Origin of the sequence: Pseudomonas californiensis (assembly GCF_021147775.1) — a bacterium.
In the GTDB taxonomy this organism is placed as follows: domain Bacteria; phylum Pseudomonadota; class Gammaproteobacteria; order Pseudomonadales; family Pseudomonadaceae; genus Aquipseudomonas; species Aquipseudomonas californiensis.
Genome location: NZ_JAGTPK010000016.1, coordinates 21,443 through 36,701 on the forward strand (window position 1 = coordinate 21,443; position 15,259 = coordinate 36,701).

12 protein-coding genes are annotated in these 15,259 nt (G+C 57.3%); 11 read left to right on the plus strand and 1 reads right to left on the minus strand.

The genetic code is table 11. The annotated features are described in order from the left end of the window. Positions 1-25 precede the first annotated feature (25 nt). Positions 26-1,051 (minus strand): aminoglycoside phosphotransferase family protein, encoded by a 1,026-nt coding sequence (locus KDX37_RS16770; protein ID WP_231653827.1) that lies wholly within the window; start codon positions 1,049-1,051, stop codon positions 26-28. Positions 1,052-1,180: 129 nt separating this feature from the next. Between KDX37_RS16770 and KDX37_RS16775 the strand changes: the two genes are divergently transcribed. The 11 genes from KDX37_RS16775 (at position 1,181) to KDX37_RS16825 (ending at position 15,251) form a co-directional block, all read left to right on the plus strand. Then, positions 1,181-3,961, plus strand: a complete 2,781-nt coding sequence (locus KDX37_RS16775; protein ID WP_231653828.1) for an LPS-assembly protein LptD — start codon at positions 1,181-1,183, stop codon at positions 3,959-3,961. Next, a complete protein-coding gene (surA, locus tag KDX37_RS16780; protein ID WP_231653830.1) occupies positions 3,942-5,264 on the plus strand; it encodes a peptidylprolyl isomerase SurA in 1,323 nt (440 codons plus the stop codon). The genes KDX37_RS16775 and surA overlap by 20 nt, the downstream gene beginning before the upstream one ends. Then, complete coding sequence (gene pdxA / locus KDX37_RS16785) at positions 5,261-6,250, plus strand: 4-hydroxythreonine-4-phosphate dehydrogenase PdxA (RefSeq protein ID WP_231653831.1); 990 nt, start codon at positions 5,261-5,263, stop codon at positions 6,248-6,250. Before surA ends, pdxA begins: the two co-directional genes overlap by 4 nt. Beyond that, on the plus strand, positions 6,247-7,053 hold the full coding sequence (gene rsmA, locus KDX37_RS16790; protein ID WP_231653833.1) for a 16S rRNA (adenine(1518)-N(6)/adenine(1519)-N(6))-dimethyltransferase RsmA: 807 nt from the start codon (positions 6,247-6,249) through the stop codon (positions 7,051-7,053). Before pdxA ends, rsmA begins: the two co-directional genes overlap by 4 nt. A 103-nt stretch (positions 7,054-7,156) precedes the next feature. Then, positions 7,157-7,537, plus strand: a complete 381-nt coding sequence (gene apaG / locus KDX37_RS16795; RefSeq protein ID WP_231653834.1) for a Co2+/Mg2+ efflux protein ApaG — start codon at positions 7,157-7,159, stop codon at positions 7,535-7,537. Beyond that, positions 7,537-8,448: a symmetrical bis(5'-nucleosyl)-tetraphosphatase gene (locus KDX37_RS16800; RefSeq protein ID WP_231653836.1), complete on the plus strand. Its 912-nt coding sequence runs from the start codon at positions 7,537-7,539 to the stop codon at positions 8,446-8,448. The genes apaG and KDX37_RS16800 overlap by 1 nt, the downstream gene beginning before the upstream one ends. After that, on the plus strand, positions 8,445-8,765 hold the full coding sequence (glpE, locus tag KDX37_RS16805) for a thiosulfate sulfurtransferase GlpE (protein WP_231653839.1): 321 nt from the start codon (positions 8,445-8,447) through the stop codon (positions 8,763-8,765). The genes KDX37_RS16800 and glpE overlap by 4 nt, the downstream gene beginning before the upstream one ends. Positions 8,766-9,052: 287 nt before the next feature. Continuing rightward, positions 9,053-10,975 carry a PrkA family serine protein kinase gene (locus tag KDX37_RS16810; RefSeq protein WP_231653840.1) on the plus strand — a complete coding sequence of 641 codons (1,923 nt, stop codon included), beginning with the start codon at positions 9,053-9,055 and terminating at the stop codon, positions 10,973-10,975. 119 nt (positions 10,976-11,094) lie between these two features. Further along, positions 11,095-12,366 carry a YeaH/YhbH family protein gene (locus tag KDX37_RS16815; protein WP_231653841.1) on the plus strand — a complete coding sequence of 424 codons (1,272 nt, stop codon included), beginning with the start codon at positions 11,095-11,097 and terminating at the stop codon, positions 12,364-12,366. Further along, on the plus strand, positions 12,363-13,925 hold the full coding sequence (locus KDX37_RS16820) for a SpoVR family protein (protein ID WP_231653842.1): 1,563 nt from the start codon (positions 12,363-12,365) through the stop codon (positions 13,923-13,925). The genes KDX37_RS16815 and KDX37_RS16820 overlap by 4 nt, the downstream gene beginning before the upstream one ends. Before the next feature lie 96 nt (positions 13,926-14,021). Further along, positions 14,022-15,251 carry a multifunctional CCA addition/repair protein gene (locus KDX37_RS16825; RefSeq protein WP_231653843.1) on the plus strand — a complete coding sequence of 410 codons (1,230 nt, stop codon included), beginning with the start codon at positions 14,022-14,024 and terminating at the stop codon, positions 15,249-15,251. The last annotated feature ends 8 nt before the right edge of the window (positions 15,252-15,259 follow it).

Here is a 15,259-nt window from a genome sequence, read left to right on the forward strand (position 1 = left end):
TTCAAAATAATCAGAAACACCGCATTCATACTGGCGCTGCAGCGGCCTGGGGCAGACTCGTCAGCAACTGTCCCAATTGGGCCAGCTCGGGACGGCGCGACATGACCGCTTCTATATAGGATAAGAAACGCGGGATATCGCTCAGGTAGCGCGGCTTGCCGTCACGATGACAGATACGCGAAAAAATCCCGATGACCTTCAAATGCCGCTGCACACCCATCAGATCACTGGCGCGCTCGAACGCTGCAAAGTCGTCGTGAACCGGGATGCCTGCCACACGCGCCTGCTGCCAATACGTCTTCAACCAGTCCGTGACGCGCTCCTGCGGCCAGCTCAGAAACGCATCCTTGAACAGGCACGTCACGTCGTAGGTCACCGGCCCGTAAACCGCGTCCTGAAAGTCCAGCACACCCGGATTGGGCTCGCTGATCATCAGGTTGCGAGGCATATAGTCACGGTGCACCAGCACCTTGGGTTGCGCCAGGGCGCTTTCGATCAGAAGCTCGCTGACCTGCTGCCAGTTGCGCAGTTGTTCAGCATCAAAGTCAACGCCCAGATGCCGCTTGACGTACCACTCTGGAAACAACTCCAGCTCACGGCGCAGCAACGCCACGTCGTAGCTGGGCAATGGCTCGTCCGTCGGCAATTGCTGAAAAGCCAACAGCGCCTCGATGGCGTCTGCAAACAGCGCATCGGCATTATCGTCATTGATGACGTCAAGGTAAGTCTGGCGACCGAGGTCATTAAGCAGCAGGAAGCCTTGATTCAAGTCTTCGGCATAAATTTTCGGGACATTAATGCCCGATTTTTCCAGCAAATGAGCGATATCCACGAACGGTTTGCAGTTTTCCTGCGGTGGCGGCGCGTCCATGACAATAAAAGTTCGCCCTTCGCCTTCCCAGCGGAAGTAACGACGAAAACTGGCGTCACTACTGGCCGCAGTCAACGTGGCCGGGGGTACGGCACCCCAATTCTGTTCAGCAAAAAGCCTTGGCAACTGCTCATCGAGCCAAACTTTCAGGGATTGCAGGCGTATATCTTGGTCTGGCATTACAAGGGTCTCCGACGGCGCTAGCCGTCAAGCGGGTCATGCTTTATTATCCGGAATCTTTTTCAGCCCATCGAGAGGCGTGCGGCCCCCCCGCGGGCAGATGGCGCGCAGGAAGCCCGGACTAATAAGATGGCATTGAAATCCCCCGCGTTTCGTAAAAAATTTCCGTTGCTCGTAACCGGCAGTTTGCTGGCGATGCAACCTCTGGCCACTCAGTTCGTGGTCGCCGCGGAACAGTATGACTGCTCAGTCGCTGCTTCGGGTGCCTGGAACTGTGCGCCGAAAACCAATGCTGCTGCCGTAGAGCTGCCTCCACGTCCCGTGCACAACGCGACCGAGGTAAGTTCCAATGGGACGGTCACCTCGAGCGGCGAGTCTGCGGGCCAACCGGCTGCTACCACGCAACTGGTGACCGAGGCCAAGGGCAAAGGTCTGAAGTCGCGTAGTGCTGACTACAGCCACCTCGATTGGGTTCCTCGCGACAAGCTCACCGCTGCGCAACTGGCCGAAACCGGTCCGTATTGCTCGGGTGCTTACGTGGAGCCAATCCGCCCAGGCATGGACGACAAGACGCCGATGAGCGAAGCACCGATGTTTGTCGGCGCCAAGGCATCGCGCTACGAGCAGGAAGCACAGGTTGCGACCCTTGCCGGTGACGTCGTGCTGCGCCAGGGCAGTATGCAGGTTCAGGCTCAGGAAGCTGCCCTGCATCAGGCCGAAAACCGTGGCGAGCTGAACGGCGATGTCCGTCTGCGCGACAACGGCGCGCTGATCGTGGGTGACAAGGCCGAATTGCAGCTCGACACGGGTGAAGCCCGCGTCGACAACGCCGAGTACGTCCTGCACAAGTCCAATATCCGTGGTAACGCGCTGTACGCCAAGCGTGCAGAGAACGCGATCATCCGGCTCAAGGACGGTACTTACACCACGTGCGAACCTGGCAGCAACGCCTGGACGCTCAAAGGCAACAACATCACGCTCAACCCGGCGACCGGTTTCGGTACTGCAACCAACGTCACCCTTCGGGTCAAGGACGTGCCGGTTCTGTACACGCCCTACATCTACTTCCCGATCGATGACCGTCGCCAGTCAGGTTTCCTGCCGCCGACCATCGCGGCGGGTGGTGACAACGGCTTCACGCTGGTCACCCCGTACTACTTCAACCTGGCGCCCAACTATGACGCCACGTTGTACCCACGCTATATGGCTGATCGCGGCCTGTTGATGGAAGGCGAGTTCCGTTACCTGACCAAAAGCAGCGAAGGTCAATTCGGCGGCGCTTACCTGAACGACGAAAACGACGATCGCAAGCTGCAGTCGGACTACGACAAGACACGTTGGATGATCAACTGGCAGCACACCGGTGGGCTTGACTCCCGCTGGCTGACCAAAGTCGACTACACCGACATCAGCGACCCGTACTACTTTCAGGATCTGGAAACCGACCAGATTGGTGTGAAACGTACCGACTATCTCAACCAGCAAGGTGCTCTGACCTACCGTGGCGACAATTACACGGCACAGTTCAACGCTCAGGCTTACAAGCTGGCAACGGTTGCGAACATCACGCCTTACAATCGTCTGCCGCAGATCACCTTCAACGGCACCCTGCCTTACAGCCCTGGTGGTTTGAAGTTTGACTACCAGACCGAGGCCGTTCGCTTTGAGCGCGACCTGCGTACGGGTACCTTCGTTGACGAAAACGGCAACTTTGCAAACCGTCTTGATACCAATGTATCGGGCCTGGCACGCTCCAACGGCGACCGCCTGAACCTGGCGCCTTCGGTCAGCCTGCCGATGAACACCACGTACGGGTTCCTGACACCGAAACTCAAGTACGTCTATACCCAGTACGCACTGGATCTGGATGGTCAGGGCAAGAACTCTCTGCTTCCCGATGAAGAATACAGCAGCAGCCAAAGCCGCAGCGTGCCGATCTTCAGCGTGGACAGCGGCCTGTACTTCGACCGCAATACCCAATGGTTCGGCAAGGACTATCGCCAGACACTCGAACCGCGCCTGTTCTATCTCTATGTACCCGAGAAAGACCAGACCGACATCCCGGTATTCGACTCGGGCGAGAGCACCTTCAACTACGCCTCGCTGTTCCGCGACAACCGGTTTACCGGCTCTGATCGCATTGGCGATGAAAACAAGCTGTCACTGGGCATCACTAACCGCTGGATCGAAGACAACGGCTTTGAACGTCAGCGCTTCAGCATTGGTCAGGCGCTGTACTTCGAAGACCGTAAGGTGCAATTGCCTGGCGTATCCTTCGCAGACCGCGCCGACGCCAAGGCAAACGTTTCGCCTTATGCGCTTGAGTACGAATATCGCTTCAACCGCGACTGGCGCTTCAACTCCGATTTCAACTGGGATCCGGACAGCAAGACCACACGTTCGGGCAGCGCGATGTTCCACTATCAGCCTGAAGCGAACCCGGGCAAAGTCGTCAACGTTGGCTACCGCTACCGCAATGACCAGATCCGGTACGACCAGACTACTGGCCGCTGGACCGTGGGCGGTGGTGACTATGGCACGCCGGGCGATGCCAACTACGTCAAGGACTACTACAAGATCCAGCAGCACGACTTCTCGGTTATCTGGCCGATCGTGCCGCAGTGGAGCCTTATCAGCCGCTGGCAGTATGACTACAACCGCGACCGTACCATCGAAGCCTTTGGTGGTTTCGAATACGACAACTGCTGTTGGAAACTGCGTCTGATCAACCGTTACTGGATTGATTACGACGAATTCAGCCAGGAAGCGCCACAGAACGAAAAAGGCGACCGCGGCATATTCCTACAAATCGTGTTGAAGGGACTCGGCGGCGTAACTGGCGCCAAAGTAGAGAGCTTCCTCGACAAAGGCATTCAAGGTTATCGTGAACGTGAAGACCAAGCTTTCTGATTGTCTGCGCCCATTGATGTTGGGCGCGTTACTTCTGAGCGGCGCAGTGCATGCAGCGGTTCAACCTCTGGATAGCGTCGCGGCCATCGTCGACAACGACGTGATCATGAAAAGCCAGGTGGATCAGCGTGTTCGTGAAGTTCAGCAAACCATCGCCAAACGCGGGGCTGGCGTACCGCCAGCCGAAGCACTGCAACAGCAGGTCCTTGATCGCCTGATCCTGGAAAACCTGCAGTTGCAGATCGGTGAACGTTCCGGCATTCGTGTGACGGACGAAGAGCTGAACCAGGCCATCGGCACCATTGCACAGCGCAATAACATGAGCATCGACCAGTTCCGTGCGGCCCTTGCTCATGATGGTCTGTCGTACAACGATGCGCGCGAGCAGGTTCGCCGGGAAATGATCATCAGCCGGGTGCGTCAGCGCCGTGTGGCCGAGCGTATTCAGGTTTCTGAACAGGAAGTGAAGAACTTCCTGGCCTCTGACCTGGGCAAGGCTCAGCTTTCCGAAGAGTTCCACCTGGCCAATATCCTGATCGCTACGCCTGACAGTGCATCGTCCGATGCTATCCAGGCTGCGGCCCGCAAAGCCAAAGATATCTACGACAAATTGAAGAGCGGTGCCGACTTCAACCAGATGGCGATCACCAATTCGGCGAGCGAAAGCGCGCTGGAAGGTGGCGATATGGGTTGGCGCAAGGCGGCTCAACTGCCCCCTCCGTTTGGTGACATGCTGAGTTCGATGCCAATTGGTGATGTCACCCCTCCAGCTCGTACGCCCGGCGGTTTTATCATCCTCAAGCTGCTCGAAAAACGCGGTGGTCAAGGGCAGGCTCAAATGCGTGACGAAGTGCATGTACGCCATATCCTGATCAAGCCAAGCGAAATCCGTAGCGAAGAAGAAACCCGTCTGCTGGCTCAGAAGCTCTATCAGCGCATTGAAAGTGGCGAAGATTTTGCCACTCTGGCGAAAAGCTTCTCCGAAGATCCGGGCTCAGCACTCAATGGCGGCGACCTGAACTGGGTTGATCCCAACTCGCTGGTTCCGGAATTCCGTGATGCCATGAACGCAACGCCGCAAGGTGTCGTGTCCAAGCCGTTCAAAACACCTTACGGCTGGCACGTTCTGGAAGTCCTTGGCCGCCGCGCCACGGATGCCACGAGTCAGGCTCGCGATCAGCAGGCTCTCAGCGTATTGCGTAACCGCAAATACGACGAAGAGCTGCAAACCTGGTTGCGTCAGATCCGTGACGAAGCCTACGTCGAGATCAAACTCCCTGGCGCAGCCCAGGCTGCTCAGTGAAACCGAAGCGTTTCGCACTGACACCCGGCGAGCCGGCCGGCATAGGTCCTGACCTCTGCCTGCTGCTCGCTACGCAGCCCCAGCCACATCCCTTTATAGCCATTACCAGCCGCGACCTGCTCCTTGAGCGGGCCGCGCAACTGGGCGTGGCTGTACGCCTGCTGGAAGTGACCCCGGACACACTGCCCGACTTGCCGGCACCTGCGGGCAGTCTGTATGTCTGGGACACGCCCTTGGCGGCCAGCGTCAAGACCGGAGTGCTGAACAAGGCCAACGCCGCGTTCGTGTTGCAAACGCTGACCCGGGCCGGTCAAGGCTGTCTCGACGGGGTGTTCAGCGGGATGATCACCGCACCGGTGCACAAGGGCGTCATCAACGAGGGCGGCATCGCTTTCTCCGGGCACACTGAATTTCTTGCCGAGCTGACTCACACCGATCAGGTAGTGATGATGCTGGCGACAGGCGACTTGCGCGTGGCGCTGGTGACCACTCACCTGCCACTGCGGGATGTCGCGGACGCCATCACACCCGACAGGCTGGAACGCGTCACACGCATACTGCACGCCGATCTGGTGAACAAGTTCGGTATCGCAAAGCCCCGCATTCTGGTCTGCGGCCTCAACCCTCATGCAGGCGAAAGCGGGCATCTGGGTCGCGAGGAAATCGACATCATCGAACCGACTCTGGAGCGTCTGCGCAGCGATGGGCTGGACCTACGCGGCCCGCTGCCTGCCGACACTCTGTTTACCCCAAAATATCTGGAGCACTGTGACGCAGTGCTGGCGATGTACCACGACCAAGGCCTGCCTGTGCTCAAGTACAAAGGCTTTGGTGCAGCAGTCAATGTGACGCTTGGCCTGCCGATCATCCGCACCTCTGTCGATCACGGCACTGCGCTGGATCTGGCGGGAAGCGGAAACATTGATACCGGCAGCCTGCAGGTTGCGCTGCAAACCGCCTACCAGATGGCCGAGACCCATTCATGACCGAGCAATACCAACACCGGGCGCGCAAGCGTTTCGGACAGAACTTCCTGCACGACGCAGGCGTAATCGACAAGATCCTGCGCGCAATCCGGGCGAAGCCCGAAGATCGCCTGCTGGAGATCGGACCGGGCCAGGGCGCCTTGACCGAAGGCCTGCTCAACAGCGGCGCGCAACTGGACGTGGTCGAACTGGACAAGGATCTTATCCCGATCCTCAACAGTCAGTTCGCAGGCAAAACCAATTTCAATCTGCATCAGGGCGACGCGCTGAAGTTTGACTTCACCAGCCTGGGCGCCCAGCCGAACAGCTTGAGAGTCGTCGGTAATCTGCCGTACAACATCTCGACGCCGTTGATTTTCCACCTCCTGCAGAACGCGCACTTGATTCGCGACATGCACTTCATGCTGCAGAAGGAAGTGGTCGAGCGTCTTGCGGCAGGCCCAGGCGGCGGCGATTGGGGTCGTCTGTCGATCATGGTTCAGTACCATTGCCGCGTCGAACACTTGTTCAACGTCGGTCCAGGGGCATTCAACCCGCCTCCCAAAGTCGACTCGGCCATTGTGCGGCTGGTGCCACACGAAACACTGCCTCACCCCGCCAAGGACCATCGCCTGCTTGAGCGCGTCGTACGCGAAGCCTTCAATCAGCGTCGCAAGACCCTGCGCAATACCCTCAAGCTGTTGCTGAGCAGCGACGACATCGAGGCCGCCGGTGTAGACGGCAGCCTGCGCCCCGAACAGCTGGATCTGGCCGCGTTCGTTCGCCTGGCAGACATGCTCAGCGAGAAACCTCTGGTGGAGTAAGCTGTCAGGACAAGTAAGCGGTCATTTTCTGCTTACTTGTCCTAGACTGATGCATCTGTCGAATACGCCCGTTTTTTTCGCTATGGATTTCAAGGCCTACTGAATGTCCGATTCACGTTATCAGGTCGACGTCAGCGTCGTCACACGCTTTCTCGCCGAACAATCGCAGCCCGAGCAGAACCGCTTTGCGTTTGCGTACACCATCACTGTACAGAACAACGGCGAACTGCCTGCCAAGTTGCTGTCTCGTCATTGGGTGATCACCGATGGTGACGGCCATGTCGAGGAAGTGCGTGGTGAAGGTGTCGTAGGGCAGCAACCGCTGATCAAGGTCGGGCAAAGCCACACCTACAGCAGCGGTACTGTGATGACGACCAAGGTCGGCAATATGCAGGGCACCTATCAGATGCTGGCTGAGGACGGCAAACGCTTCGACGCGGTCATCGCGCCCTTCCGGCTTGCTGTTCCGGGCTCCCTGCACTGATGGCGGTATATGCCGTCGGTGACTTGCAAGGTTGTCTTGATCCACTGAAATGCCTGCTTGATCACGTTCACTTCGATCCAGCCCGGGATCAGCTTTGGCTGGTGGGCGATCTGGTCAATCGCGGTCCGAAATCACTGGAGACACTGCGTTTCCTGTACGGCATTCGCCAGGCGCTGGTCTGCGTGCTGGGCAATCATGACCTGCACCTGCTCGCTGCCGCACACAAGATTGACCGCCTGAAGAAAGGCGACACCCTGCGCGAAATACTCGAAGCACCGGATCGCGAAGACTTGCTCGGCTGGGTACGTCAGCAAAAGCTGATGCATTACGATGAGCAGCGCAATATCGCCATGGTTCATGCGGGCATCCCCCCGCAGTGGTCGCTGAAAAAAGCGCTCAAGCATGCCGGCGAGGCCGAACATGCCTTGCGTGACGACAGTCTGTACGAGCCTTTCCTCGACGGCATGTACGGCAACGAACCGGTCAAGTGGAACAACGATCTGCAAGGTGTGACGCGGTTACGCGTGATTACCAACTACTTCACCCGTATGCGCTTTTGCACCCGTGAAGGCAAACTCGACCTCAAGGGCAAGGAAGGCGTCGAAACTGCGATTCCTGGTTATGCACCCTGGTTCAGCCACAAGGACCGCAAGACCCGCGACGTCAGGATAATCTTCGGTCACTGGGCCGCCCTGGAAGGACGATGCGATGAGCCCGGCGTCTTTGCGCTGGACAGCGGGTGCGTGTGGGGCGGTGCCATGACGCTGCTCAACGTCGACACCCTTGAACGCCATCAATGCAATTGCGATGCTGTCGGCAATGTTGCCACGTCGCCTTTCACACCGGCGGCGGCCAACCATTCAGAACAGCCAGACTCTACAGAACAACCGGCTCAGGAGCCCTCGAAATGACCGAATTCAAACGCATCCCGCCAGAACAGGCTCATGCACTGCGTGAACAGGGCGCGGTAGTGGTCGACGTTCGCGATCCTCAGACGTTCGAAACCAACCATATCCCCGACTCCTTGCACCTGGACAATCACTCCATTGCCGACTTCATTGCCAAGGCAGACCTGGACAAGCCGCTGGTGGTCGTCTGCTACCACGGCAACTCAAGCCAGAGCGCCGCGGCCTATCTTGTAGGCCAGGGCTTTTCTGATGTCTACAGCATGGACGGTGGTTTTGAGCTGTGGCGTTCGACGTTTCCGAGTGAAACTGCGCAAGGCTGAGAAAAAATATTTTTTATGACAGTGGATCCCGCGTCCTACGCGGGCTCGCGCCCCAACTGACGAACGGTCGGCCCCTCTTCTCGCTCATCCCTTCTTTATCTTTCTGAATCCGAACTATCCTTAGCCTCAGGCCATCCGAATTCAGGGGAGAGCCGGTACACCGGCGCGTGGGTCATCGGTAGTTACTTTTATGGTGTTCTGGGGGGTAACGGCAGCTGGATACACAGCTGCTGCCAGCATCGACTGACGATCCGCCGCCGGCTCTACGTATCGAGCGAGGTGACGTCATGAGTATTTTTAGCCACTTCCAACAACGCTTTGAAACCACACGTCAGGAAGAGCTCTCGCTACAGGAGTATCTGGAGCTCTGCAAACAGGATCGCAGCGCATACGCCTCTGCCGCAGAACGTCTTCTGCTGGCCATTGGCGAACCTGAGCTGGTGGACACGTCCGTCAACTCGCGGTTATCGCGAATCTTCTCCAACAAGGTCATACGCCGCTATCCGGCCTTTGCTGACTTCCACGGGATGGAAGAATGCATCGACCAGATCGTTTCGTATTTCCGCCACGCCGCCCAAGGCCTGGAAGAAAAGAAGCAAATCCTTTATCTGCTCGGCCCTGTAGGCGGTGGCAAGTCGTCGCTGGCTGAAAAACTCAAACAACTGATCGAAAAAGTCCCGTTCTATGCCATCAAAGGCTCGCCGGTTTTCGAATCGCCACTGGGCCTGTTCAATGCCAACGAAGACGGCGCGATTCTAGAGGAAGACTTCGGCATTCCACGTCGTTATCTGAGCACCATCATGTCGCCGTGGGCGACCAAGCGTCTGGCTGAGTTCGGGGGCGACATCAGCCAGTTCAAGGTAGTGAAGCTTTACCCGTCGGTTCTCAACCAGATCGCGGTCGCGAAGACTGAGCCTGGCGACGAGAACAACCAGGACATCTCCGCACTCGTGGGTAAAGTCGATATCCGCAAGCTGGAGGAATTCCCCCAAAACGATGCCGATGCATATAGCTACTCGGGCGCACTCTGCCGGGCCAACCAGGGCCTGATGGAGTTTGTCGAGATGTTCAAGGCGCCAATCAAGGTTCTTCACCCTCTGCTGACCGCGACTCAGGAAGGCAACTACAACAGTACCGAAGGGCTGGGCGCGATCCCGTTCACCGGCATTCTGCTGGCCCACTCCAACGAGTCGGAATGGCATAGCTTCCGTAACAACAAAAACAACGAAGCCTTCATCGACCGTATCTATATCGTGAAGGTGCCGTATTGCCTGCGTGTCAGCGACGAGATAAAGATCTACGACAAGCTGCTGTTCAACAGCTCGCTGTCCAAAGCCCATTGCGCGCCCGATACTTTGAAGATGCTCGCGCAATTCACCACGCTGTCGCGCCTCAAGGAGCCGGACAACTCCAATATCTACTCCAAGATGCGGGTATACGACGGCGAGAACCTCAAGGACACCGATCCAAAGGCCAAGTCGATTCAGGAGTATCGAGACAGTGCAGGCGTCGACGAAGGCATGAACGGCCTGTCGACACGTTTCGCGTTCAAGATCCTGTCCAAGGTGTTCAACTTCGATCCGCACGAAATCGCCGCCAACCCGGTTCACCTGCTTTATGTGCTGGAACAACAGATCGAGCAGGAACAATTCCCGGCGGAAACGCGTGAGCGCTATCTGCGCTTCATCAAGGAATACCTGGCGCCGCGCTACATCGAGTTCATCGGCAAAGAGATCCAGACTGCCTATCTCGAGTCCTACAGCGAGTACGGCCAGAATATCTTCGACCGTTATGTGCTGTACGCAGACTTCTGGATTCAGGATCAGGAATACCGCGATCCCGAAACCGGCGAAATTCTCAATCGCGTCGCGTTGAACGAGGAACTGGAAAAGATCGAGAAACCTGCCGGCATCAGCAATCCGAAAGATTTCCGCAACGAGATCGTCAACTTCGTATTGCGCGCCCGCGCGAACAACAATGGCAAGAACCCGACCTGGTTGAGCTACGAAAAACTGCGTGTGGTGATCGAGAAGAAAATGTTCTCCAACACCGAGGACCTCCTTCCGGTCATCAGTTTCAATGCCAAGGCCAGCAAAGAGGACCAGCAGAAGCACAACGACTTTGTCACTCGAATGGTCGAGCGGGGCTACACAGACAAACAGGTACGTCTTCTTTCCGAATGGTACCTACGGGTCCGTAAGTCACAGTGAGGCAATTGCAAGCTTCTGGCTGAAAGCTGCAAGAGGCAACGTTCAAGTCCCGATCGGGAATTCATAGCGCTGTCGCTTGCAGCTTGACGCTTACGACTTGAAGCTCCCCGGAGGGGCCCATGAGCTATGTGATCGACCGACGTCTCAACGGCAAGAACAAGAGCACGGTGAACCGGCAGCGGTTTCTGCGGCGTTACCGTGACCACATCAAAAAAGCAGTGGAAGAAGCTGTCAGCCGCCGCTCCATCACCGATATGGAGCACGGCGAACAAATAAGTATTCCCGGCCGTGATATCGACGAGCCGGTTTTACATCATGGGCGCGGCGGCAAACAGACCGTCGTGCACCCCGGCAACAAGGAATTCACCACGGGTGAACACATCGCCCGTCCCCAGGGTGGCAGCGGTGGCAAAGGGCCTGGCAAGGCGGGCAACTCCGGCGAAGGCATGGACGAGTTCGTGTTCCAGATTACCCAGGAAGAGTTTCTCGAATTCATGTTCGAGGATCTGGAGCTGCCCAATCTGGTCAAGCGCAACCTGACCGGAACCGAGACGTTCAAGACGGTACGCGCCGGGATCAGCAACGAAGGCAATCCGGCTCGCATCAACATTATCCGCACCCTGCGCTCGGCGCATGCCCGGCGCATTGCTCTGTCAGGCAGCAGCCGCGCAAAGCTCAAGCTCTCGATAGCGGAACTTGAGCGCATGAAGCGCGAAGAACCCGATAACTTTGGCGATATTCAAGAGCTGGAGATCGAAATCGAACGTTTGAAGACGCGTATTCGCCGCGTGCCTTATCTCGACACGTTCGACCTCAAATACAACCTGCTGGTCAAACAGCCCAGTCCCAGCTCCAAAGCCGTGATGTTCTGCCTGATGGACGTTTCAGGCTCAATGACTCAGGCAACCAAAGACATCGCCAAACGCTTCTTTATCCTGTTGTACCTGTTCCTCAAGCGTAACTACGACAAGATTGAAGTCGTGTTCATTCGTCACCACACCAGTGCCCGCGAAGTGGACGAAGAAGAGTTCTTTTATTCAAGGGAAACCGGCGGCACCATCGTTTCCAGCGCATTGAAACTGATGCAGGAAATCATGGCAGAGCGTTACCCCAGCAACGAATGGAACATCTACGCCGCTCAGGCTTCCGACGGCGACAACTGGAACGATGACTCACCGATCTGTCGGGAAATCCTGACCAAGCAGATCATGCCGTTCGTGCAGTACTACACCTACGTGGAGATCACTCCCCGTGAGCATCAGGCCCTGTGGTTCGAATATGAACGTATTGGTGAAGATTACGCCGACACATTTGCCCAGCAACAGCTGGTCTCTGCCGGTGACATCTATCCGGTATTCCGTGAACTCTTCCAGCGGAGGTTAGTGTCATGACCGCCAGAGAGCAGAAACGTCAGCCCCTGTCGACGGGCTCGGAGTGGACGTTCGAGTTGATCCAGTCGTACGACCGCGAAATCGGCCGTATTGCCGAGCGTTACGCGCTGGACACCTACCCCAATCAGATTGAAGTGATCACAGCCGAACAGATGATGGACGCCTACGCTTCGGTGGGCATGCCGCTGGGTTATCACCACTGGTCCTACGGCAAACACTTCCTGAGCACTGAAAAGTCCTACTCACGTGGTCAGATGGGTCTGGCCTACGAGATCGTCATCAACTCCGATCCCTGCATCGCTTATCTGATGGAAGAAAACACCATCTGCATGCAGGCGCTTGTTGTCGCCCACGCCTGCTACGGACACAACAGCTTTTTCAAGGGTAACTACCTGTTCCGCACCTGGACCGATGCCAGCTCGATCATCGACTACCTGGTGTTCGCCAAGCAGTACATCATGCAGTGCGAAGAGCGCCATGGCATTGATGCGGTGGAAGACCTTCTGGACTCCTGCCATGCACTGATGAACTACGGCGTGGATCGCTACAAGCGCCCTTATCCGATTTCCGCCGAGGAAGAGCGTCAACGTCAAAAGGACCGTGAAGAACACCTGCAACGACAGATCAATGACCTGTGGCGCACCATTCCGAAAAGCGCTGGCAAGGGCAGCAAGGAGGACAACGCACGCTTCCCTGCCGAGCCTCAGGAAAACATCCTCTATTTCATCGAGAAACACGCACCGCTGCTCGAACCCTGGCAGCGCGAGGTCGTGCGCATTGTGCGCAAGATCGCGCAGTACTTTTATCCACAGCGTCAGACCCAAGTGATGAATGAGGGCTGGGCCACGTTCTGGCATTACACGCTGATGAACGACCTCTACGACGAGGGCCTGGTTACAGATGGCTTCATGATGGAGTTCTTGCAGTCCCACACCAGCGTCATTTACCAGCCGGGCTTCGACAGCCCTTATTACAGCGGCATCAACCCCTATACTCTCGGATTTGCGATGTATCAGGACATCCGGCGGATGTGCGAACACCCGACGGATGAGGACCGGCAGTGGTTTCCGGAAATCGCCGGCACTGACTGGCTCACCGCGATCAAGTTCGCCATGAGCAGCTTCAAGGACGAGAGCTTCATACTTCAGTACCTGTCGCCAAAGGTCATTCGCGATCTCAAGCTATTCAGCATTCTGGACGATGACGAGAAAGACGACTTGCTGGTGCCCGCCATTCATGATGAGAACGGTTACCGGACGATCCGCGAAATTCTGGCTGCGCAGTACAACCTGGGCAATCGCGAACCCAATGTGCAGATCTTCAGCATTGACCGCCGGGGTGATCGCTCACTGACCCTGCGCCATCAGCAGCACAACCGCAAACCGTTGGGCGACTCCACAGACGAGGTGCTCAAGCACTTGCACCGGCTGTGGGGTTTCGACATTCATCTGGAAACCCTGCAGGGCGATCAGTTGGTCAAGACTCATCACGTACCACCGAGAAGCGAGCACGCTGACAGTGAATATCCCCGGCTTGATTTGGCGGTCGTACACCTCTAGGCCGTGACGCACAGCGACGTCACACAGGTAATTGTCCGGTTTGGCCTCCGCAAGGGCGACGCAAGGTTTATCCTGTCGCGCTTACGGAGGTTTTTTATGCAGATTTATAAAGTGGGCGGTGCGGTACGCGACCGTCTTCTGGGACAACCGGTCACCGATATCGACTGGGTTGTGGTCGGCGCGTCGGCCGAAGAGATGCTGAGCAAAGGCTACCGCCCGGTCGGCACTGATTTTCCGGTTTTTCTTCATCCGCTGACTGGCGAAGAATACGCCTTGGCGCGCACTGAACGAAAAAGCGGCGTGGGCTATGGAGGCTTCGTCTTTCACGCCAGCCCAGAGGTCACACTTGAGCAGGATCTGATCCGGCGCGACCTGACTATCAACGCCATGGCAGAGGACAAGGACGGGAATCTGACCGATCCTTACCGTGGAAAACAGGATCTGGATGCGCGCATTTTGCGCCACGTTTCACCGGCGTTTGCAGAAGATCCGCTCAGAGTGCTCCGTGTGGCCCGCTTCGCCGCGCGTTATGCCCCGCACGGGTTCACTATCGCCCCAGATACACTGCAACTGATGCGACAGCTCAGCGAATCAGGTGAACTCAAGGCCCTGACGCCAGAGCGAAGCTGGAAGGAAATTTCCCGCGCACTGATGGAGGAACAGCCTCAGGTGTTCATCAGTGTGCTGCACGAATGCGGCGCTCTCGAGGAGCTGATGCCTGAAGTCGAGGCACTGTTCGGCGTGCCCCAACCCGCTGCGCATCATCCTGAAATCGACACCGGCGCGCATGTCCTCAGCGTGCTGGAGCAGTCGGCGATTCACAAGCATCCGCTGACCGTGCGCTGGGCCTGCCTGCTGCACGACCTGGGCAAGGGGCTGACACCAGAAGCCGATTGGCCCAGGCACATCGCTCACGAGCACACGGGCTTGCGCCTGATAAAAAAGGTCAATGAGCGCTTTCGCGTGCCCCGCGATTGCCAGGAACTGGCGCTGCTGGTGGGCCAGTACCACACCCATGGGCACCGGGCATTGGAATTGAAGCCATCGACAGTTCTGGAACTGCTGCAAAGCTTTGACGTTTACCGCAGACCACAGCGCTTCGAGGAATTTATTGCTGCCTGCGAAATGGACGCGCGCGGCCGCCATGGTTTCGAGCAGCGCAGTTATCCACAAGCCGAGTACCTGCGCGGCGCGGCGCATGCTGCACGAACCGTATCGGTGCAACCGCTGCTGGAAAAAGGCCTGAAAGGACAGGAGCTGGGCGACGCGCTGAAAAACGAGCGACTGGACGCGCTGAAAGTCTACAAGGCCGAATACAACGCCTAGCAACGCAA

Bases quoted from the DNA above. Each gene is read 5' to 3' on its own strand.
- KDX37_RS16770 (WP_231653827.1), bottom strand. From the start codon at position 1,051: ATGCCAGACCAAGATATACGCCTGCAATCCCTGAAAGTTTGGCTCGAT.
- KDX37_RS16775 (WP_231653828.1), top strand. From the start codon at position 1,181: ATGGCATTGAAATCCCCCGCGTTTCGTAAAAAATTTCCGTTGCTCGTA.
- rsmA (WP_231653833.1), top strand. From the start codon at position 6,247: ATGACCGAGCAATACCAACACCGGGCGCGCAAGCGTTTCGGACAGAAC.
- apaG (WP_231653834.1), top strand. From the start codon at position 7,157: ATGTCCGATTCACGTTATCAGGTCGACGTCAGCGTCGTCACACGCTTT.
- KDX37_RS16800 (WP_231653836.1), top strand. From the start codon at position 7,537: ATGGCGGTATATGCCGTCGGTGACTTGCAAGGTTGTCTTGATCCACTG.
- glpE (WP_231653839.1), top strand. From the start codon at position 8,445: ATGACCGAATTCAAACGCATCCCGCCAGAACAGGCTCATGCACTGCGT.
- KDX37_RS16810 (WP_231653840.1), top strand. From the start codon at position 9,053: ATGAGTATTTTTAGCCACTTCCAACAACGCTTTGAAACCACACGTCAG.
- KDX37_RS16815 (WP_231653841.1), top strand. From the start codon at position 11,095: ATGAGCTATGTGATCGACCGACGTCTCAACGGCAAGAACAAGAGCACG.
- KDX37_RS16820 (WP_231653842.1), top strand. From the start codon at position 12,363: ATGACCGCCAGAGAGCAGAAACGTCAGCCCCTGTCGACGGGCTCGGAG.
- KDX37_RS16825 (WP_231653843.1), top strand. From the start codon at position 14,022: ATGCAGATTTATAAAGTGGGCGGTGCGGTACGCGACCGTCTTCTGGGA.